This is a genomic window from Natrialba chahannaoensis JCM 10990 (genome assembly GCF_000337135.1).
Classification (GTDB): Archaea; Halobacteriota; Halobacteria; order Halobacteriales; family Natrialbaceae; genus Natrialba; species Natrialba chahannaoensis.
Map to the genome: position 1 here is coordinate 1 of NZ_AOIN01000082.1, position 18,920 is coordinate 18,920.

General features: G+C 54.1%; 22 protein-coding genes and 1 CRISPR repeat array. Of the genes, 12 read left to right on the forward strand and 10 right to left on the reverse strand.

The genetic code is table 11. The features are described 5' to 3' along the window. From C482_RS15035 to cas6, 5 genes are all read right to left on the reverse strand, one after another. The coding region (locus C482_RS15035) for a CRISPR-associated endonuclease Cas3'' (protein WP_006168571.1) at positions 1-1,456 on the reverse strand (1,456 nt) is incomplete at its 3' end. Between the two features lie 2 nt (positions 1,457-1,458). Continuing rightward, positions 1,459-2,217 (reverse strand): type I-B CRISPR-associated protein Cas5b, encoded by a 759-nt coding sequence (gene cas5b, locus C482_RS15040; RefSeq protein WP_006168572.1) that lies wholly within the window; start codon positions 2,215-2,217, stop codon positions 1,459-1,461. After that, on the reverse strand, positions 2,217-3,266 hold the full coding sequence (cas7b, locus tag C482_RS15045) for a type I-B CRISPR-associated protein Cas7/Csh2 (RefSeq protein WP_006168573.1): 1,050 nt from the start codon (positions 3,264-3,266) through the stop codon (positions 2,217-2,219). Before cas7b ends, cas5b begins: the two co-directional genes overlap by 1 nt. 75 nt (positions 3,267-3,341) lie before the next feature. Then, positions 3,342-4,991 carry a TM1802 family CRISPR-associated protein gene (locus C482_RS15050; RefSeq protein WP_161605606.1) on the reverse strand — a complete coding sequence of 550 codons (1,650 nt, stop codon included), beginning with the start codon at positions 4,989-4,991 and terminating at the stop codon, positions 3,342-3,344. A 557-nt stretch (positions 4,992-5,548) separates the two neighbouring features. Further along, positions 5,549-6,325, reverse strand: coding sequence for a CRISPR-associated endoribonuclease Cas6 (cas6, locus tag C482_RS15055; RefSeq protein WP_083858633.1), 777 nt, complete (start codon positions 6,323-6,325; stop codon positions 5,549-5,551). A gap of 81 nt (positions 6,326-6,406) precedes the next feature. Continuing rightward, positions 6,407-8,842: a CRISPR direct-repeat array (repeat unit 30 nt; unit sequence GCTTCAAGCCAACAAGGGTAGTTCTGGAAC). Between the two features lie 458 nt (positions 8,843-9,300). Here cas6 and C482_RS21560 point away from each other — a divergent pair. The 3 genes from C482_RS21560 to C482_RS21270 all read left to right on the forward strand — a co-directional run bounded on the left by C482_RS21560 (position 9,301) and on the right by C482_RS21270 (position 10,831). Continuing rightward, positions 9,301-9,465, forward strand: coding sequence for a hypothetical protein (locus tag C482_RS21560; protein WP_161605607.1), 165 nt, complete (start codon positions 9,301-9,303; stop codon positions 9,463-9,465). A 6-nt stretch (positions 9,466-9,471) separates the two neighbouring features. After that, positions 9,472-9,708, forward strand: coding sequence for a hypothetical protein (locus C482_RS15060; protein WP_006168576.1), 237 nt, complete (start codon positions 9,472-9,474; stop codon positions 9,706-9,708). Positions 9,709-10,438: 730 nt separating this feature from the next. After that, positions 10,439-10,831 carry a hypothetical protein gene (locus C482_RS21270; protein ID WP_152422026.1) on the forward strand — a complete coding sequence of 131 codons (393 nt, stop codon included), beginning with the start codon at positions 10,439-10,441 and terminating at the stop codon, positions 10,829-10,831. A 57-nt stretch (positions 10,832-10,888) separates the two neighbouring features. Here C482_RS21270 and C482_RS15065 read toward each other — a convergent pair whose 3' ends face one another. Beyond that, the gene (locus C482_RS15065) at positions 10,889-11,074 is read right to left on the reverse strand and encodes a hypothetical protein (RefSeq protein ID WP_006168578.1); all 186 of its coding nucleotides are present in this window, start codon (positions 11,072-11,074) and stop codon (positions 10,889-10,891) included. Positions 11,075-12,255: 1,181 nt separating this feature from the next. Then, on the reverse strand, positions 12,256-12,582 hold the full coding sequence (locus tag C482_RS15070; protein ID WP_006168579.1) for a helix-turn-helix domain-containing protein: 327 nt from the start codon (positions 12,580-12,582) through the stop codon (positions 12,256-12,258). A gap of 107 nt (positions 12,583-12,689) precedes the next feature. On the opposite strand from C482_RS15070, the gene C482_RS15075 reads away from it, so the two are divergent. Continuing rightward, a complete protein-coding gene (locus C482_RS15075) occupies positions 12,690-12,971 on the forward strand; it encodes a hypothetical protein (protein ID WP_006168580.1) in 282 nt (93 codons plus the stop codon). 119 nt (positions 12,972-13,090) lie between these two features. Here C482_RS15075 and C482_RS22440 read toward each other — a convergent pair whose 3' ends face one another. Continuing rightward, positions 13,091-13,741 (reverse strand): J domain-containing protein, encoded by a 651-nt coding sequence (locus C482_RS22440; RefSeq protein ID WP_006168581.1) that lies wholly within the window; start codon positions 13,739-13,741, stop codon positions 13,091-13,093. After that, positions 13,734-14,006: a helix-turn-helix domain-containing protein gene (locus C482_RS15085; RefSeq protein WP_241431938.1), complete on the reverse strand. Its 273-nt coding sequence runs from the start codon at positions 14,004-14,006 to the stop codon at positions 13,734-13,736. Before C482_RS15085 ends, C482_RS22440 begins: the two co-directional genes overlap by 8 nt. A 184-nt stretch (positions 14,007-14,190) precedes the next feature. Here C482_RS15085 and C482_RS15090 point away from each other — a divergent pair, with 184 nt between their 5' ends. The 8 genes from C482_RS15090 to C482_RS15125 all read left to right on the forward strand — a co-directional run bounded on the left by C482_RS15090 (position 14,191) and on the right by C482_RS15125 (position 18,370). Further along, on the forward strand, positions 14,191-14,640 hold the full coding sequence (locus C482_RS15090; protein ID WP_006168583.1) for a hypothetical protein: 450 nt from the start codon (positions 14,191-14,193) through the stop codon (positions 14,638-14,640). After that, positions 14,637-15,179 (forward strand): hypothetical protein, encoded by a 543-nt coding sequence (locus C482_RS15095; protein ID WP_006168584.1) that lies wholly within the window; start codon positions 14,637-14,639, stop codon positions 15,177-15,179. Before C482_RS15090 ends, C482_RS15095 begins: the two co-directional genes overlap by 4 nt. Then, positions 15,179-15,799, forward strand: coding sequence for a hypothetical protein (locus C482_RS15100; protein ID WP_006168585.1), 621 nt, complete (start codon positions 15,179-15,181; stop codon positions 15,797-15,799). The genes C482_RS15095 and C482_RS15100 overlap by 1 nt, the downstream gene beginning before the upstream one ends. Continuing rightward, positions 15,799-16,122, forward strand: coding sequence for a hypothetical protein (locus tag C482_RS15105; protein ID WP_006168586.1), 324 nt, complete (start codon positions 15,799-15,801; stop codon positions 16,120-16,122). Before C482_RS15100 ends, C482_RS15105 begins: the two co-directional genes overlap by 1 nt. 4 nt (positions 16,123-16,126) lie before the next feature. Then, positions 16,127-16,324 carry a hypothetical protein gene (locus C482_RS15110; RefSeq protein WP_006168587.1) on the forward strand — a complete coding sequence of 66 codons (198 nt, stop codon included), beginning with the start codon at positions 16,127-16,129 and terminating at the stop codon, positions 16,322-16,324. After that, positions 16,324-16,542 carry a hypothetical protein gene (locus C482_RS15115; RefSeq protein ID WP_006168588.1) on the forward strand — a complete coding sequence of 73 codons (219 nt, stop codon included), beginning with the start codon at positions 16,324-16,326 and terminating at the stop codon, positions 16,540-16,542. Before C482_RS15110 ends, C482_RS15115 begins: the two co-directional genes overlap by 1 nt. 447 nt (positions 16,543-16,989) lie before the next feature. Then, positions 16,990-18,054, forward strand: coding sequence for a Cdc6/Cdc18 family protein (locus tag C482_RS15120; RefSeq protein ID WP_006168589.1), 1,065 nt, complete (start codon positions 16,990-16,992; stop codon positions 18,052-18,054). A 55-nt stretch (positions 18,055-18,109) separates the two neighbouring features. Beyond that, on the forward strand, positions 18,110-18,370 hold the full coding sequence (locus tag C482_RS15125; protein WP_006168590.1) for a hypothetical protein: 261 nt from the start codon (positions 18,110-18,112) through the stop codon (positions 18,368-18,370). Positions 18,371-18,379: 9 nt separating this feature from the next. Here C482_RS15125 and C482_RS15130 read toward each other — a convergent pair whose 3' ends face one another. Next, the gene (locus C482_RS15130) at positions 18,380-18,727 is read right to left on the reverse strand and encodes a winged helix-turn-helix domain-containing protein (protein WP_241431939.1); all 348 of its coding nucleotides are present in this window, start codon (positions 18,725-18,727) and stop codon (positions 18,380-18,382) included. Between the last annotated feature and the right edge of the window lie 193 nt (positions 18,728-18,920).

An 18,920-nucleotide genomic window follows, 5' to 3' on the forward strand; every position in this document is an offset into this window, starting at 1 on the left:
GGTCCTCGATCAGACTGTAGTACGGTGTAGCGACTGGGAGAAATTCAAACGGTGTTGAGACCTGATCATCATGTTGGAACAGTCCGGGTTGTGTCGCAGTCATGAATATGACGTGTATATTGTAGTACTCACACAGGAGGCGACAGAGGTGTGAAATTAAGCGCCACCACGAATGGGACAGCGCCTGCGGTTCGTCGACGACGATAACACTATCCTGGAGTGCAGGAAGTTTCAATGACTGCTTGTTCGTGGGACTGGTGAGTGACTCGAATAGCTGTACGAAGGTCGTTAGTATGAGATCTGATTGCCAAGTTTCCGCAAGAAGTTGCTGATCAAGGTATGATGGGGCGTCTCCGTCAGGTAGACTCCCTGTTCGTGTCCGTGTTTCTGCGAGGTAGTGGTGGACCGTATACCGTTCTTCGAGCGGCGACAGATCGAAGACCTCCTGGAAGAGCTCGTCTGTTTGATCGATGATCGACGTGTACGGGAGAGCATAGATAACCCGGCCGCCTTTGATCTGTGCTACCTTCAGTGCAGTCTGCGTGCCTGTTAGGGTCTTCCCAAAGCCGGTTGGAAGCGTAATCCGAGCGAGTTTGTTCCCTGATTCGAGGAATTCCTCAGCTCTTCCTGTGCAGGCTTTTCTGGCTGCTTCTCGTCGATCGTTGAGTGTGCCTTTGATACCTTCTTGTTCCGGAAACACCTCAACATGATCCGTGATGTGATCCGGATCAATTGGCTTTGGAGAGCGGTTTGGGAGACCTGCCGAACTTAGTTTGTCCGCGCAGGTGAGTGTACTCCAAACACGAAGAAGATGCACATACTCTTTGCTGCCGGAATCTGTGGGACGAAAGTCAGCAAGCGCTGTCGTCGTTTCTTTTCGCTTAAAGTCAGAAACGAACTCTCTGAAAGCCTCTGCTGCAGAAACATTGTCTGGACGTGCCTCCGAGAGCATTTCTCCAGCAGCATTTCGTAATGACTCGTTCGTGACTATGGTTTCTAACTGCTTCGTCGGGATAACGCTGGTAAATGGACCGAACTCGGTTTCCCCCATGTACTCGCTGACTTTTCGGAAATCAGCCAGTGCTGTCGCGTGGTGCTTTGCAACCGCAAAAAACCCGACCGCCTGCCAATGATCGGAAAGGCCGTACTGCCGAAGCACATGCTGACAGGCAAGTGCTCCCAGATACGCGTGACTCCGTTTCTTCCTCGAGATCGAGATTGCACCTTCACCGCGGTCCCGAGCGTGGATATATCTCTGGAAAAAACCGTTCAGTTTCCCAAAGTCATGTAGGTAAGCGGCAACCGACACAACCGTTGTAAGCTCCTCGCGACAGTCGGGGAGCAACTCGAGTGCCCGCTCTCGGACATCCCGCAGGTGGGGCTCGAGCTCGTTCGGCTCGGAGTCGGCAGCGGACCGCGGTCGGGCGAGAATTGGTGGAACAGATAGATCGGTCATGTCTACATGAATGTTACAGGCCGATCATGAATCTCGAACACAGTTGCTTCGTCTCTTACTTCGAGGGAGTTCGTGGTTCCATCTTTGCGATACGCATACGCTCCAAAATCAGTTGTGCGTCGCGATCGCCCATCACGAACCATATGCCGCGGTGATCGTTCTGTCGCGATGTGTTGGCCAGTTGGAACCGCAGCGTCCAGCGGCACAACAGAGTGAGCGACATCCGACTCAACAGATACTGTCTCAGATTTCCCATGATAGGAGATCGACGCGAGACACTCACTTTTCCCAAGAGACGGCGTGTACACTGATTCGCCTGCAGACAACATGTCATGCAGGTCGGCCCTTATTTCGGCGTCAGAGTGGCACACGTCAATCCGATAGCTCATGTCTGTTAGGTATTCGTAGAAATTTCGCTGTCGGTCCTCAAGCGTTTTCTCTACTTTCAGAAATGCAGCTTCGACATCGTGTCCGCCACGACTACTCCGGTATGCCCCCTCCGTAGTGAGTTCGGTCTGTGGCACAGCCATCGTTGACACTTCTGTCTCAAGGGAGACCGCGATGTCGCACTTGTCCGGGTGGAAATCATCGTAGTAACTATCGCGGTCGTAACCGAGAATGCCGGCCAGTAGTCCGATAACGGTCGTTCTTGGGATGACACGATATGTTTGCTTGGCTGTTGTCGTATCTATTCGCCTGAAGTGAGCCCACTCACCACTAATCGTGAACGAAATCGCTTCGGGAGGCGATGCGGAGGTCATCAGTTTTCGTTTTGCTCGTATGGGTCAATGACCTGGACGTCCCCGACTTCTTCCAAGGCACTATACAACAAGTCTGGGCCCCCAATCTCGCCATCGTAGCTGACGGAGACATACCGGTTAGCGTGGGCTCGAATCGTGTTGATCCGGTCAGAGACAGACTGGCTTGCCAGCCGAGCAACTAAATCATCGATCTGGATCGTAACGTCGCTGATGTCTCTCATCTCGCGTGGCGACGCGGATTCATCCGCATCAATACTCAGCAAGTCATCGAGATCGCCCTCGTGGTATCCGGAGTCGAATTCCACACGGAGGTACAGACGCGGTTGGTGTCCCATCTTCGACCGAGTCAGCGTCTGGTTTTTCAGTGATCGCCAGATGACCGTGTCCAGTCGTTCGACATCGGTCTGAGAGAGTCCGGTCATGGATCCGTTGACCTCGTTGAGGATCCCATGGAAGTTGATTAGAGCATACTGGAGACGGTTGTCTTCCGCAAACGTCCCTTGCTCGTCATCTGCGTCGTTCTGGATCGTCACGGACAGTTTCTTACTTTCCGAATTCTCGACAACCTCGTGCATACTACGCCCGTGGCTGAACTGAAGTGGCCCCGTATACTGCGGCGTCGAGATCTCCGCATCTTCTAATGCTTTCTGGACAGTATCATCGAAAGACAACGTCGCACCGAAGTACCGAACGTCTGTAGCCTTCGCAAGGAAGGTATCAAATATCTCTTCGGCTTCCATCTCTTTCAATTCGTCTTGGGTGACCTCGAGAAGATCCAAGAAGAGGTCGTCCCGAGTTCGTCCCTGCTCACCTTCTTTCGCAGGATTCCGAATATACACACCAAGACCGTCGTCGTGGAGCTGGTCTCGAATGAAGCGCTTCAGTCGGACGTCGGTGACGACCGCTTGCTGTGTGTTTTCGTCGATCCTCGGTCGGTCGTTTGCTGACAGCGGGTTGCCGTTCGGGTTAGCGTCTTCAGCGTCGTAGAGGAAAACAATTTCAGAGCGGTTCGTTACTTCGTTTCCGTTGGTTGCAGTTGTGTCTGCCATGGTGTCGTTGTTGAGTTCTGGTTTTGATCGTCCGATGTTCTGTGTTCTATCGATTCAGATAGGATTCTGTAGGCGCTATTCCGAGTCCGGCGACTCTTCGGTGTAGTTTGATGTGTCGGATTTTCCATATGCGACGCCCAGACTGTACAGCCACCGCATCTCTTGTGTTACAAGATTCCAGGACGTTGGCTGTTTGTCCAGCATCGTATCCGCGAGGCGTGAAACATATCGCTTATTCATGTTCCCTCGCCCCTCTTCCATCTGCGCGTAGGTTTCATTCTTCTCCATCACCTGGCAGGTTACAGACGTTATCGATTGTTTGGTGATCGACGACGGTGGGTGCTGTTCAACCAGCTTCCGCGAGACATTTTCACGGTGTTGGAAGGCTGTGAGACGTCCAACTAACCCACCCAGAAGGAACACTGCTCTTGCTTCCGGCGTCGCTAACGCATCGTGTTCCTCGATGAAATGTTCCAGTCTGGTTTCCCGTGACAGGTCACCAGTAGTACTCGAGTCCATGAACGCACCACTGTGTTCACATGTATACCGTATATTACTTTCTGACAACAAATTCGTGTTCGCCAGTGCAATTAACCGAGCGTATTGCCCAAGGACAACGTTTGAGGGAAATTCGCCGTTGCCATTCGATTGATTATTCCGAAACTCGCGCTCAATCTTGAGCGTGAAGAGTTCGATAAGTTGGTCTGCGTTTATTTTGTTGCCTTTCACGAGATTGCCAGCCAGACTTAGGAAGGCGTCATCAGGCGCTGGATCAGTATCACTGGTATCATCTGGATCTGGTGACGTTGCGATCGTGGAATAGAACCACCGTCCACCGAGGACCTCTTTTGCGACATCCTGGCTTGGTCGTACATAGTCGGTTCTCTCGACCAGATCGCCAAAGAGCTCAGACTCCTGGAGCGAAATCCCGAGGTTGTGATACGCTGCCTCGAGGTCGGTGAGAGACCCAAGCGAAATTGCTGGCTCGTCGACGAAGACCTGCGTTGGATCCAGCCCCTTCGCGACCGAGAGTCCGTAGACACGTAACCACGTATCGTACCCATCGAAGGTAGTCAATCCTCCTTCTCCTTCCTCCTCGAGGTCTCCCAAGAACTCCTCGAGAACGTCCGAACTGGCTGCAGACTTCTCGACGAGACGGTCGATATCGACCTTTCGCTCGAATAGCTCGATGATCTCATCCTCAAACTCGGATTCGCTTGCTCCCTCCAGTCGCTTGTAAACGTCCGTGTAGAATCGGCTGAACGTCTCTGCTGTAAGTTCTGTTTCTGGATACGGAAGCAAGTAGAACCGAACCCCCTGAAACCCCGTATAGAATTCGTCTATAATGCTCCCAAAGCGATCGACTACAATTGCTGTCTTAGGCTTGAGTGGACGCGATCGCCACGCATCATCCTTGTTGAGGTCTGGGAACAGCTCTGGTTGGAGCTTGCCAAATTGACCAAGAATGCCAGGGGACCCGCCGATGACATGGCCATCAGTACCAGTGATGAATCCAGTTCCCTCACCAGTCGGCTCGGCATCAGACATCGAAATACCGTCGCGAAAATGTTCCCGCCGACATTCGTAGGCGGCCTCGTTCAAAACGGGAATTTCACCAGGCCAAAGGAAGTCACCATCATCCTCGAGTCTGATTTTCACTGTTACGAGAGCACGCGTCTCCTCAAAATCAACCGTATTGAGCAAGGCCTCCGCGAGCTCTTCCATCGCGTCCTCGTCCTCACCAAGTGCTGCTAGCTGGTGAATGATCTCTCCATCGGGATGCGACTCTGCGATCTTCTGGGCACCATCACGATGCGGCCAAACCTCGAACCGACCACGGAGGAAGCGGTTCCCCCAAGAATCGTGTGCGATCGTTTCGACATCAGTTTCCGATGTCCCCGAGTGATTCGTAATCGAGTAGTCCGTCGCACTCGAGGTCTTCCGTTGATTTTTCAGATACCCGAGTTTGAATCGGTTGTCTTCCGTGTAGTTTTGGACCCCTACGGGCGAGTCTGCAAGCTCCGGGTCCTGTCCCGACAGGTCGACTCTGGCTGCAACGATACTGTTTGATTCCTCCTCGGGGAGCAGATCCGTCGCGACCGTGACTTTGCTGACCGCTTCGGAATCCATTGTTTCCGGTATCGTTGACTCTGCCAGACGGCTGTACCGATCACACGCCGTATATAGACAGGCCACATCGTACAAACTCGACACTGGCCGATCCGGGACTTCCTCGAGAACCGTACTGATCAGTTCGTCTTCCTCGGTAGTCGCTTGCGACATTAGTCTTCGTCCTCCAGGTTGACGAACCCAAATCCGAGCTGATTCCGCCACCCAATGCCGGTATCGAGCAGAAGATTCAGCCATCGACGATGATCCTCATTCCGGACGGTGTACTCGAACTCCCACTTGGTTACCAAAAACGTGTACTCGTAGGTGTTGTTCGACGTAACCGGAACGTCAACGGTGTACGTCTTCTGCGGTGCAAGATCTGTGAACAACTCCGTCTCTGGCGAGACCGTATCCAAGTAGTCCGGACAGATCGTGTCGTGCTTCCAGGCTAAGTTCTCCCGCACTCGCTCGAGGAAAATCTCCAGCGAATGATCTGGGCTCCATCCGATTTGCTCGGCGTTGGCATCGGTCTCGATACCATATTCGTCCCACCGCTCCTCAGGTAGCGGGATATACACACCAGTATCTGTTCGAAGGGTTCCACTAGAGCCAGTTTCTCCGACATCAGGCGATAGTACGCTGCGACCATCAACGTGAAACGCCATCTCTCCGACGTTGAATTCAGTTCCGGGATCGAATCGATCAGCCAGGACTCGTATCAAATCTTCGTGATGGGAAGACACGAGAACGTGTCTGATATCTCCCTCTGTAATCTGTTTCACTGGAAAGATATTCGAGAAACAAAATGCAGGGACAGAACGATCGTCGTGAAGGTCATAAAATGGTGTCCCTGAAAGGGCGTTCCAGATCACCCCCCGAAGCTTATTGTGGTATTCTGGATTATATACTGCGTCCGCATCAGCACGCAGCCGTACGAGAATGCGCATAGACAGTACTTATTTTTCACGAATAAAAAAATTATGACACGACTGGTAGGTACCTGCCGGTCACACGACGTGGGAGCGGACACTTCGAACCTACAGGGGTAGTTCTGGAACCACAGATCGACGACGTCGTCGAGCGACGCAGTTGGCTTCAAGCCTACAAAGGTAGTTCTGGAACGGCTCCTACCGCACTAAATGTATCCTGCCCCATTTCACTTCGAGCCTGCAAGGGTAGTTCTGGAACGTATCCGATGAAGCCATCCATGTCGATTTCGCGCATGCTTCAAGCCAACGAGGGTAGTCTTGGAACGACGACTAGGGCTATAGCCCCCATAATGAGGACCATGCTTCGAGCCAACAAGGGTAGTTCTGGAACTCGCGCTCGTCCAGATCCTCTCTAAACCGCGCTGGGCTTCAAGCCAACAAGGGTAGTTCTGGAACCGCCTGGCTCGGGTCGCTCGACAGTTGCTCGACGCTTCAAGCCAACAAGGGTAGTTCTGGAACCAGCGACAGTGACGATGATCAGGACGAAGAGGAGCGTGCTTCAAGCCAACAAGGGTAGTTCTGGAACGGGCACATCGAACAGCACGGCGTCGCTACCCCGCGAGAGCTTCAAGCCAACAAGGGTAGTTCTGGAACCCGAGTGCACGCCGCTCGTCGGATACGGCGCGCTCGCTTCAAGCCAACAAGGGTAGTTCTGGAACTCTTGTCGCTGGTCGACCTGGACGATGTCTCTGTCTCGCTTCAAGCCAACAAGGGTAGTTCTGGAACGAGAACGAATATCTCGAGCCGGCCCCGTGGTCGGCGCTTCAAGCCAACAAGGGTAGTTCTGGAACGCTTTTCTCGACGTAGAACGTGGCTTCCTCGTTCTCGCTTCAAGCCAACAAGGGTAGTTCTGGAACCCGTCGGGTCTTGGTTCGGGTCATCCACGACAGACCGCTTCAAGCCAACAAGGGTAGTTCTGGAACGTTTCCATGAGGGTCAAGTACGCCATTCCAAACACGTGCTTCAAGCCAACAAGGGTAGTTCTGGAACGCGATCCGGTCCATCGCCCACTCGATGTTATCTTCGCTTCAAGCCAACAAGGGTAGTTCTGGAACTGTCTCACAACTAACGGTAGTAATGTTTCGTCGACGGCTTCAAGCCAACAAGGGTAGTTCNCTTCAAGCCAACAAGGGTAGTTCTGGAACTGTCTCACAACTAACGGTAGTAATGTTTCGTCGACGGCTTCAAGCCAACAAGGGTAGTTCTGGAACGGAGAGGATCACTCCGTCGACCTCGGAGCCGACGCTTCAAGCCAACAAGGGTAGTTCTGGAACACGGGGCTGTTGGTCGGGCCGCTGCTCAGTCTGAGGCTTCAAGCCAACAAGGGTAGTTCTGGAACGGACGCAGAGTACCACTGTGGGCCAGTGAGACCGACCGCTTCAAGCCAACAAGGGTAGTTCTGGAACCCGTGCCGAAGCCGAGCCCATCATCGAGAGTATCCTGCTTCAAGCCAACAAGGGTAGTTCTGGAACTTGCCCCAAATCTGCGTCTCGTAGGACTCGCCGTCAACGCTTCAAGCCAACAAGGGTAGTTCTGGAACCAGCGTTATCCGGCACCTCATCACTGTAGACGTGTAGGCTTCAAGCCAACAAGGGTAGTTCTGGAACTCGCGCTCCGGCAGGCCTCTGATGGAGAGTCTGTCACGCCGCTTCAAGCCAACAAGGGTAGTTCTGGAACCGCTCGCTTCGAGTCCTCTCCAGCGGTCGGGATCGCTGCTTCAAGCCAACAAGGGTAGTTCTGGAACTCCCCTTCCCGTTCGATCTGATCATGGCTCAGACCGGGCTTCAAGCCAACAAGGGTAGTTCTGGAACAGAATCTCATAACACAGCCATAACAGCGGTGTTATGAGCTTCAAGCCAACAAGGGTAGTTCTGGAACCATCAATCAGCATCCAACCGGATGATAAGGAGGATGTTGCTTCAAGCCAACAAGGGTAGTTCTGGAACAGAGAACGGCGAGCAGCGGGAGTTCAACAAGGCAAACGCTTCAAGCCAACAAGGGTAGTTCTGGAACGACGCGCATCGGCGCGCCGTCCTCGAGCGCCTCGGCGCTTCAAGCCAACAAGGGTAGTTCTGGAACAGCGTTGTGGCACAAGCACCTCGTGAAGGTGCGGATGCTTCAAGCCAACAAGGGTAGTTCTGGAACCGCACATGAAGGGCGGGAAGGACTTTCTCGCCCGCGGGCTTCAAGCCAACAAGGGTAGTTCTGGAACTAGTACATTCAGATAACTACAGTGCAAATCTTTTATTGCTTCAAGCCAACAAGGGTAGTTCTGGAACTCGACGTGAACGGCGGGTCGGACGGCTCGGCACAGCTTCAAGCCAACAAGGGTAGTTCTGGAACCGTCTACGAAGAGACGGAGATCCCCGTCCCGACCAAGCTTCAAGCCAACAAGGGTAGTTCTGGAACCGTGTGACGGCGTTAGCAACAGCTACGAACGTGGAAGCTTCAAGCCAACAAGGGTAGTTCTGGAACNAGCTTCAAGCCAACAAGGGTAGTTCTGGAACCATCCCAATATCTCGACCCTTGGGGCTTAAACATACGTTCTCCAAACCACAGATTTCATCGACCTCCAATAACCCTTCAGACCCCAGGGGGTCGATGGAATACGTTCTGTTTTTGTCTGGAGCAACCAACTTACCTAACGTCTTCGGACGGATGCACGCGTTTGTGATCGTCTCTGGGATAGATTGCACGCAGCGGATTGCCAGCAGTTTTCCCACTGCCTTGCTAGCAACCATATTCTACGCGTCCGTTTCTCAGAGATGTTCTGTTCCAACCAGGGACGTACTTGGCGCTGAAGGGATTATCCGAGACTAATGGGGGAGATGCACAACCGGGAAGATGCACGCTGACTGGTCGCGCTTTAGCTGGCCGAGTAAGCCAAATTGTGTGCCGGCCAGCCCTATTGCGCTGGTCGCACTTAGACAGCTATGACGAAGACAGAGATCAACATCAAACTAATCAGCGACCGCGACCGAGTTCAACAAATTCGAGCTGGTCTCTTGGAGGAAACGACTGGCGTGTCGATAGCAGCGATCAAAGATATCTCTGCTCTCAAGGAGATCCATCCGATCTCGAAGGCAGAGGCTGATTGACTCATTGTGGTCCATCGTGCGGACGACCCAGAGATCGAGGAGATCTACGAGTATCTCCAGGAGCACCACTCATACCCCACTGTCATCGCTTCGAATCAAACCGACGACGACGAGCTGATCGAGCAGATCATCACCGACGAGCAGTTCGAGTTTGCGTCATTCCGTGACGATTCGGTTCCGTTTGGACTGATCTCCGTTCGCTGTAAGCAGCTGGCTGCTGAGTTATCGACATCTGAGGAGTAGTGCGGCGTACAGGCCGAATCGACAGTAGTGCATCCGTGTGCCTCTGACAAATCGGCCCTGGGAGGGCCGAGCGGTGGTTGGTGGTGGATCAGGGATGCATCCCGTCGAATGGCTGTCTGTGGGTATGCAGGGGACTGGCCTTTGGACAGGCTTGTCCGGTGGGGGGACGACCGGCGATGGATGTGGTCCCCTGCATTCGAGCATATGTGCGACGAGACGTAAACATAACGGCTATTTCAATACTATTGTCTGGAAATTTCACCACTGTTCGAGGTGCGTCCAATTCCACCTTCGATAGTGAAGGTTCCAATAGCCGTGGCTCGCGGTTATTAGTCACTTGGCCAATAAGTTGATGGGCAGACGTACTAACCAGTGCATTGGCGGGGGAGTCGAGGATAGTCGTTGCCAACAACGAACTTCCGACGAGACAGCTTCCTCGCCGTTCCGACGTCTTCGGACGGATGCACGCGGTTGCGATCGTCTCTGGGACAGATCGCACGCAGCGGCTTGCCAGCAGTTTTCCCACTGCCCTGCTGGCAACCGTATTCTACGCGCACGTTTCAGCACTGTTCTATTCCAACCAGGAGTTCGCCAACGGCCTCGAGAATCACTACTCAGATTGTTCGATGAGATGGATGAGATCCTGATAGTACAGCCCTGCGATTAGCAAGATAGGAGAGATCTAAGTGTCGGAAGATTAATTATACGTGTCTCCCTATTTCCAAAAGCGATGACAAACAGAAAGTCACGTCGGAAATTGCTATCAGGCATTGGTACAACTGCTATCGGTTTGGGGATGTTAAGTACTACTACAAGCGCTGTGGGTGGTTGTGAAGGTGAATTTATATTGGAAGAGGAGCAAAATATGGCCTTTGAATTTGATGTTTCAAATGTCGATTCAATAAATTTTGAGGTTTATAATACGGGGAGTGAAGACATGGATGTATACTATTGGAGGGGAGAGGAAAACTATCCAGATAACCCTACCACTAGGGAGTTTACGGTTTCTCCAGGAGACTCTTATCTAGTGAGAACGTCTAATGTAACTGAGGATGTCTTCAACATTTATGCTGTGGATTCTTCAGGGAGTATAGAGTGGGAAAAAGTAGGTGGAGAGTGCTGAACAGTCCTGTAGTGGCATAGATAATACGTTCCACTATTCTTTACTCGAGTAGGCCAGTTAGATTTCAATCCATTCTCGCTGTCGCAGTGCGTCTTTGAGCATCAATCCGTGTTCGTGAGCGAACGCGGACGCGACGACTTTTGCATGTGATGCACGTTCGGGATACTCATCGGCATGTGTATCGTGATACTCGACGAGCGCTTCGATGACGAGCAGGTCTTCTTGGGGTGCAAGGTCGGGCATCACCGGCGTTGGTTTCGGCTTGGTATATAAACTGCAGCACCGGTAGATTAGCGGTTGAGAACATATACTCTGGAAAGATTTACACTATTATAGACCAATTTGTACGAACATGTCCCGACCACGAGATTCAGGCGGACGATGGATATCAGACGAAGACATTCGAAAACGCCGCATCAGGGTAGCTGTAGGTATTTTAGTCGGTGCTGTGACTATGTGGCTGATTACAAACGGCGGGGTTTAAGACCCACACCCTGAGTAATTGTTATTGTAATAGTATATTTCCATGACAGTATACCTCGATTAGTCGCCGGCTTCACATAATCACAATATCTACTTCACGAATTACAACCGAGGGTGAATATCAAGAATTCTGGTTTCTAAGCGCCTCTACTCCCGTTAAAGTCTCCCTTATGTGAATTAACGGTCTGCGTATCTCAGTAAAACGTCTGAACGTCTTATATACCGAAAGTACCAACGCTCTTTCGCCGTCAGAGTAGATCCTTACCGCGTTCCCACCTAGAAGGGATCTATCGACGGATAGAGAGATCTATACAAGAATGAATATGGAACTGACTCTACATTTCACTACGGTAGTACTGCTCACAATCAATACGTTGGTCGCAGTGATCGAACTCGCCTGGCAAAATAGGCGGTGAGAAGTACCGACCCTCACCGCGTTCCCATCTACACTAACACTGTTCGTTCTTTTGTAAGTTGCTGTCAGTCACAGTGCCTGCTAACCAGTTCTGCACCTTGGGTAGAACAGCAACTTAAAGGAGATATGTGCCTTTGACAAATCGGCTCTGAGTGGTTTGATAGATCAGGAATGCATCCAGTGCCTCTCGTGCAAGGTCTGAATAGGATGGTTCAATCATTTCGTCAAAGCCAATCAGGGACAATCGCGAGCAGCATATCGAGGTGGCGTTGGATCATCACCGCTGTTGGTCCCGGTTTAGTGTATAAACTGCAGCACGAGAGCGCGAAGAGAACGCCGTTGAACTCCTTCTTATCCCGAATTAAACCGTCACTTCGGCAGTTTTGCGGCTTGTGGGCGAGTTCCTAACATTATTGCTTAGTCGATTGCCGGGCTCTCTGACAACCAAAATGAGCAACTTCGCAGGGCTGAGCAGTGGAAATGCTGTAAAACGTATATCGTTGTATGTCTCTCGCAACCAGACAAATCACTCGCTGTCCAATAGCCGTTGGAGCGTCACACCATTCAATTCGTACAATTTCTCTGCAACCTCAGAGTCCGCAGTGGTGTACCTGTTGGCCTGTCCTGTGTCTACGCTTTTGACGACACCAAGCTTCTCCAATTTATTCAAGTGATCATACACCGTTTTCCGGGTCACGCCAGCCTGTCGCGACAGTTCTGTTACCGAGAACTCGCGGCCGCGCTTGGTTGCGAAAACCGAAAGGAGCCGTGCTCGAGCCCCCTCCCCAAACAATTCCACCAGCGGCGTGTCGTCTGCGTACGCTTCCTTCTCCTCGTTGACTGTCTGGCTCATATGGAAGACTGGTGCTGCCAACACCTTAAATGTTACCCTCAATCAACACCAGTGTTTAGTGAAATACACAATATTTATACCAGTGTGTACCATAGTAAACAACAGGGATGAATGAACAAGAAATCAAGAATGAAATTGTAAACACGATGCTACACAAGCGGATTATCGGGAATAGTAAAGCACAGGTCACGACCGTTGTTGGTCGGTATGCTGCCATTCCGTCACACGCAGAAGGACGTGCAAAAGAACTCGTTGATGAACTTGTCCAAGAGGGTATTGTCGAGCGCTACGGTGGCAGTCACAGGGCTAACATCCGACTCGCAGATGCCGACATCGCAGTCGAATACCTAAAAAAGAACGACGGCGATATCCCGTTCGGATTCGACTGAACGGGCGATACAGCCGGTTCCTGAGTTACTCGAAGTCGTAGCCTCACTCGCGAAGCTGGTATGCGACCTCGTCGGCGTCCTCGGGTCCAACCAGCAGCGCGGCCTCGCGACGGTCGGCTTCACCCATCGACCATCGCATCCTTTGCCTTCTGAACCCGCTTGTACTCCTCGACATCAGGATCGTCGCCATCCGGATGGACGTTCGCAGACTTTCGTCGAGCGACTGTCTTGACGACATCATCGGGGGCGTCCGGTGCGACGTCCAGGACTTCGTGCGGTTCCTCCTCGAGTCCATCGTCACTCTGAGCAGGGGGTGCAGCAATCGCCTCCCCAACGGCGGGCGGCAGCTGCGCGACCTCGTTGATATCGCGAGCGGTCTCCACGCCGCACCGATCGGCGAGCCGAATGCGGCGGACCCACAGCGCGATGGCCCGGGCGTTCTCGCGCTGACTCGACCACTGGTCGCACGCGATCGCTGACTGTTCCCTCGAGTGTGCTTCAGGGTCGCGGTAGTACGCCACGACGCCGACGTCGTCCGGGTCGGCAGACTTGTGCGGGATGTTCGGGTCGTTGACGTAGTGCGTCTCCGCTGTCTCGATCTCGACGTCGGTCTTCCCCCAGCGCTCGAGCTCGTCGACGACCGACTCGAAGGCCTCGCGATGGGTCAGCGAGATGTCGCCAGGATAGGACTCGCGGTCATTCGCGGGTGTGCGGTCGTATCCTGCAGGCCAGTTCAGTTGTGAGTCTGTAGTCTGCTGTGCGCTACTCATCATCTTCCCCACGCGGGTCCTCGACGAGTTCGTATAGGCCACGGGACGGACGGCGGACCCAACCGGCATCGTGCAAGCTCCGAAGACAGAACTCGACGTTTGACTTCGAGAGCCCGGTTTGGTCCATGAGCCAACGTGGGTTTGCACGACCCCACGGCTCGTCGCTGTCGCGGCCGTCTTTCAGCGCCTCAAGGACTTGTTCGTCCTTTTCCGTCGGTTGGTAGAGTTCGTTGACCACGGGTGGATCGTGTGTCTGTACACTCATCCGTGCGCCATAGTACAACATCATATGTGATACCTTTTGCGGTGCACTATTCTATCCACTATGCAATACAAAGCTATAATAGGCTGGCCGATAGACTATGAAGTAGGAAGCGCGGGGTTGCCGGGAGAAGTTCTCGGCCCGGTGTTCCAGCACCGGACCTGCGTTCCCTGAGGCTACAGAGAACATGTCGACTACGACAACCACGCAAAAGACGCTTGCGGAAGCACCGACCGGTGAGCAGGAATCCGACATCAACCTGTCCGAGATTGTCGCGCAGACGGTTCCGATTGGCGACGAACTCCCGGACTTCGACGAGTTCAACGCCGTTTGCAAGGCGACTCGCGACACTATTGAACGCGTAATCGATGACCGCGACGAGGAGCAAAACCTCATGGCCGACGGTGGTGCGGCCGTCGCGACGTCGACGTGCTACGGCTGCCAGCACGAGGTTCCTGAGGCCAGTCTCGAGCAGGTGACGTCGGGCGGCATGCTTGTCGACGAGGAGATCGTCGAATACCGGTCACGACACCCTCAGACTGGTGAGTGTCGAGACGACATCCGCCGCGCCGAGTACGAGCACACGATTCCGATGTGTCCTGACTGCCGCACAGAAAACGGAGCTGATCACGAATGACAGACGAGTTCCCATCACCATTTAGCGGAGGGAGCACAGACGAGAGGACCGATATCAAGCCCGGCGATATCGTCCTCGACCTCGCGCAGGGGCGACCGATGCACGTCCTCGAACAGTACGAGAACGACGACGGCGAGTTTGGCGACGCACAGGAGTGGAGCGACGAGAATGACTACGAATTGACCGAGAACTACGCGAACGACCGACTCGGTGCGTCGAAGTCGGACGCGGTCTTCGAGTGCGTCTACTGCTCGAACATCAAGAGCGAGCCCAACAAAACCTACGCGTTTCCGGAAAGCCGTCTGGGCCGCGTTGAAACCGAGGCTGCGGACGGTGGGCGGCAGGTGTTCGACCGGATTGTCACCCAAGTGCTCGAAGAATTATTCCTCCGAGCAGCGGAGGACGACGAGCAGGCAGTGGATGTCGTCGAACGATACGTGAAAGATGCGTCGGCGCAACTCGACTCGAAGATTCCGATCACGTCGGTTCACGAAGCCCGCGAACTCGCCGAGGTCGCGCAGTTCGGAGGTGAGGAGTAATGTCCACTACTGAACCCGAGGCCGAAGCCGACGACACGGATGTCGCGGGTGCAATCGAGGGCGAGACTATCGACGGGACGACGCTGCCACGGCCGTTCCTCGTCGAGGGCGAGGGACCGGTAACCGTTGTTCGCGACCGCGGTGAGGTCACCGAACGCACCGAGGGCGAGGTTGAGATCTCCCGCCGCCTCGAGACGCTCGAGGCGTTCGCGATGTTTTGGTACTACCGCGATCTTCGGAACTGGAAGCGCAACGCAATCCGCGAAGTTCTCGAGAGCTCCGAAGACGACGAGATCCGTTACGTGATCGATGGCGAGCAGCTCGAACAATGGGACATCCAGGTCGACGGGCGAGTGGGTGCTTTCACTGGGGTTGCCGAGACGATGGTCGGCGGCGAGGCTTCCGACGACTTCGACGCGCCGAACCAGCGCTTCCTGGCTTACGTTGAGAATCCCTCTAACCGCGATGTCGATGAAATGGCGCTCGACCTCGCGAAGGATCTCAAGGTATCGTCGCTGTGGGGTCCCGGTGCACGACTCGCCGAGCTCGCTGTTCGGCACTCCAACCGCGAGGATCTCGACCACTACGCCGAAGCGCTGCTCGAGGAGGTGTCCAACTGATGGCGGCTACGCAGGACGTCAGCGCCGACGACGTCGATCACCGTGCGTTGACGGAGTATCTGACCGTCCTCGAGAACCAGGGCCGCGTCCGCGGTTGTGACGATCTCTACCTCGTTGTCTCCCAAAGCGGGCGCGAGTACCTCGTCAACTCACGGCCGTGGGCGTGTGAGTGCGCCGACCACCGATACAGAGACCGACTGTGCAAGCACATTCGACGCGTCGCGTTCGCGATCGGTGCGAAGACAGTGCCGGCTGCGTTCGATCCCGAAGATGTCACTGGTGAGCTGGGACTCCACGTTTCCGATGAACCGGAGTGGTGGTGATCATATGGGACTGAAACACGGCCTTCTCGCGTACCTCTTGGAGAAGATACCACTCGTGGATGTCGAGGACATCTCTGGTGATGGTGACCTCGAACTCGTGATCGGTCCACGCCGGTCAGGTGCGTTTGGAACGATTCTCCGCTACGTCGAGCCCCGCCAAATCACGATCTGGAAAATTGTGTTTGTCCTGGGGGTCAAATAATGCGGGAAGCACTTGCCCCAGAGACGGAATACCAGATCATTCGGAGTGAAACACCAATCTGGGAAGACGGGTTCAAAATCGGCGAGCCGACTGGCGAAATCGAGTGTTGTAGCTGTGGACGCTCCGCGCTGAACATCGACGAGATCCCACACAAAAAGGACTGTAATCAGCGCTGGGCGAAGACGGGCTACTGGCGTGCCCGCTTCCTCGCCGAGTAGTACAGACACATAGTCTGTCTTTCGAGGACGGCATAGAACCCTTCCCACAGTGTTGATTGCATCAACTTTCCCGGTGAACTGGCCGATAAATAGGTCCGCGAATGTTACGCTGTTCTCTTCCTTCTATACCAAATTACTGAGGTAAAAAAGAGAAGGCAATTGATTCCATAGCTGCTCTTGCTTGGACCTCTTTAGTGAATGCCAAGGCTGTGGATTTGTTCTGCAAGCGGTGAGCGATGTTGACCCCACTCCACTAAACTGGGATTCATGCCCTGACTGTAGCGGAACTGACTTCGAGCTTATTGACACATAGGCCGCCTGCACTTATCGCTCGTCGGGTAGTCGTAGAGAGGGTATGTGCACTGTTCTATAACTCCCCCTGTCTCTCGACTTGACTATTCGGAAATACAAGGGATCTTTTTAAACAACCTTGCTGTCATGTAGCACATGATAGCCGATCCGCGAGTGTTCGACGACGATTTCGTTCCACCGGACCTTCTCCACCGCGAGACCGAAATTGAGCAGTTGCTTCGTCGGTATACCACCCCCGAACCACGGGAGACGGACATGCTTATCTCCGGTCCGTCGGGCGTCGGGAAGACACTCCTCGCGCAGAAAGTGACTGAGCGACTCAAGCGCCAGCGGGGAGTCACGACGATCTTTGTCGACTCACTCGGGAAGACGACCGGGGCTGTGCTCCGGTCTGTCCTTGAGCAACACCCCAACGGGCCTGACGATGTGGTTCGAACGACACCGACCGACACGGTCTGTCGTAAGTTCCGTCACGCCGTCGACGGTGGGACGATCGTCGTCCTGGACGAAGGCGATGACCTACCCGAAACGGATGCGATCAACGAGCTCCTGACGACCGCACACGTCACTGTCATCGCGATCGCCCACGAGGGAACAGACTGGCTCTCCCGACTAGATGTCGTCACCAGCCACCCGTTCGATCAGTGCCACGTCAAAATCGGTCGCTACGGTGTCTCGGAACTCGCTGACATCCTCGAGCGGCGAGCGATCCAAGGGTTCCACGGCGATGTCGTTTCTCGCGAGTACTTCGAGGCGATCGCCAACGAAGTCGCCGGTGTCGCTCGCGATGGCATCCAGACGCTGCGAGCGGCTGCCGAGATTGCCCGTGATCAGGGCTTCCATCACATCGACAGCGTCGATATCACGACTGCCTACGAACGTGCTAAGCACCGCATTCGCGAACTGAACCTCGAGTCCCTCCCGTTCCATCATCAGGTTTTGTACGGGATCATCCACGATGCCGGGGAAATCGCGGGAACGGAACTGCACGAGCATTACGAGGAAATCGCCGACGAGATTTACGCAGGCGGGCCGGTCCATCCAATCGGTGAGCGAGCTCGCCGGGGGAAATTTCCGAAGCTGAAAGAATACGACCTCATCGATTACGACGAATCGACGACGAAAAACCGCGTCTACAGCGTGATTGACACCGATGTCGAACCGGTGATTGATCTTCCACCGACAGTCACGACATACTGAGGATTCGGAAATCTAAGGGGTTTTTAAGCGGTATCCGTCCGTCGTTTCTATTGCTATGTCCGCGACGAACGACAGACGACAACTCGAGATCGACCTTGAGAGTGATCTCCAGGGCGACGTGCCGCCGGACATCCCGACGACAGCAACACTCACGGTCGAGTACGGCGACGAGAAGACAGTCCGAATCGAGCATGGCACTGACGAGTGGACGTTCGAGTTCGAGGGCGCGCGGTGTGTCGATCGCGACCCGTCGACGCGACCGATCCCGAACTGGATCAACGAGGCGATGGGGCTCGTCGAAGGCGAGCTGAGGTGAGAAAGCGTGTCAGGATTGACCCGCACCGCGATCAATGATCTCGGGTGGGCCAACTTCGATGAGTTCCGCCCGATCTTCGACGCGGTTCTCAAACTCGCTGCCCTCTTCGTAGTCGTCGATGAGACGGAGTGTAGCGACGCCCTTAGGCGTAATTTCGTACAGTCCAGTTCCCTCGACTGGACCCACCTTGATGACGAGCCCGTAGTCGTAGAGTTGCGGCATTCGCTGGTTGATGTAGTTCCGACTCCGATCAACCTCTGCAGCGATGTTCGCAGCCGTATTTCGGCCTTCGGTCAACTGCTGAAGAACGAGTTGATCGGACGGGAGCGAGAGCCGCATTGGCGCTGCTTTGGTCATGGACATATATGTTACCAACGGTATGGTGGCATATAGAACCACCGCCACGTCAGCAGCGATACCTATGCAGCGGTAATGTTAAGTCGTCGTAGTAGTAATTGCTTAATTGGAAGCCAAGTCACCACACGCGGGTTACAAAATGCCCGGGCGTGCGCCAACACGCCGGACTTGGATTCCGAACCCTAGCAGGGGA

Coding starts and splice junctions, on each gene's coding strand:
- C482_RS15070 (WP_006168579.1), bottom strand. CDS start 12,582: ATGAGCCAGACAGTCAACGAGGAGAAGGAAGCGTACGCAGACGACACG.
- C482_RS15050 (WP_161605606.1), bottom strand. CDS start 4,991: ATGGAAGAGCTCGCGGAGGCCTTGCTCAATACGGTTGATTTTGAGGAG.
- C482_RS22440 (WP_006168581.1), bottom strand. CDS start 13,741: ATGAGTAGCGCACAGCAGACTACAGACTCACAACTGAACTGGCCTGCA.
- cas7b (WP_006168573.1), bottom strand. CDS start 3,266: ATGGCAGACACAACTGCAACCAACGGAAACGAAGTAACGAACCGCTCT.
- C482_RS15105 (WP_006168586.1), top strand. CDS start 15,799: ATGGCGGCTACGCAGGACGTCAGCGCCGACGACGTCGATCACCGTGCG.
- C482_RS15065 (WP_006168578.1), bottom strand. CDS start 11,074: ATGCCCGACCTTGCACCCCAAGAAGACCTGCTCGTCATCGAAGCGCTC.
- C482_RS15120 (WP_006168589.1), top strand. CDS start 16,990: ATGATAGCCGATCCGCGAGTGTTCGACGACGATTTCGTTCCACCGGAC.
- C482_RS15075 (WP_006168580.1), top strand. CDS start 12,690: ATGAATGAACAAGAAATCAAGAATGAAATTGTAAACACGATGCTACAC.
- C482_RS15130 (WP_241431939.1), bottom strand. CDS start 18,727: ATGACCAAAGCAGCGCCAATGCGGCTCTCGCTCCCGTCCGATCAACTC.
- C482_RS15110 (WP_006168587.1), top strand. CDS start 16,127: ATGGGACTGAAACACGGCCTTCTCGCGTACCTCTTGGAGAAGATACCA.
- C482_RS15090 (WP_006168583.1), top strand. CDS start 14,191: ATGTCGACTACGACAACCACGCAAAAGACGCTTGCGGAAGCACCGACC.
- C482_RS15100 (WP_006168585.1), top strand. CDS start 15,179: ATGTCCACTACTGAACCCGAGGCCGAAGCCGACGACACGGATGTCGCG.
- C482_RS15115 (WP_006168588.1), top strand. CDS start 16,324: ATGCGGGAAGCACTTGCCCCAGAGACGGAATACCAGATCATTCGGAGT.
- C482_RS15085 (WP_241431938.1), bottom strand. CDS start 14,006: ATGAGTGTACAGACACACGATCCACCCGTGGTCAACGAACTCTACCAA.
- C482_RS21270 (WP_152422026.1), top strand. CDS start 10,439: ATGACAAACAGAAAGTCACGTCGGAAATTGCTATCAGGCATTGGTACA.
- C482_RS15095 (WP_006168584.1), top strand. CDS start 14,637: ATGACAGACGAGTTCCCATCACCATTTAGCGGAGGGAGCACAGACGAG.
- C482_RS21560 (WP_161605607.1), top strand. CDS start 9,301: ATGACGAAGACAGAGATCAACATCAAACTAATCAGCGACCGCGACCGA.
- cas6 (WP_083858633.1), bottom strand. CDS start 6,325: ATGCGCATTCTCGTACGGCTGCGTGCTGATGCGGACGCAGTATATAAT.
- C482_RS15125 (WP_006168590.1), top strand. CDS start 18,110: ATGTCCGCGACGAACGACAGACGACAACTCGAGATCGACCTTGAGAGT.
- cas5b (WP_006168572.1), bottom strand. CDS start 2,217: ATGACCTCCGCATCGCCTCCCGAAGCGATTTCGTTCACGATTAGTGGT.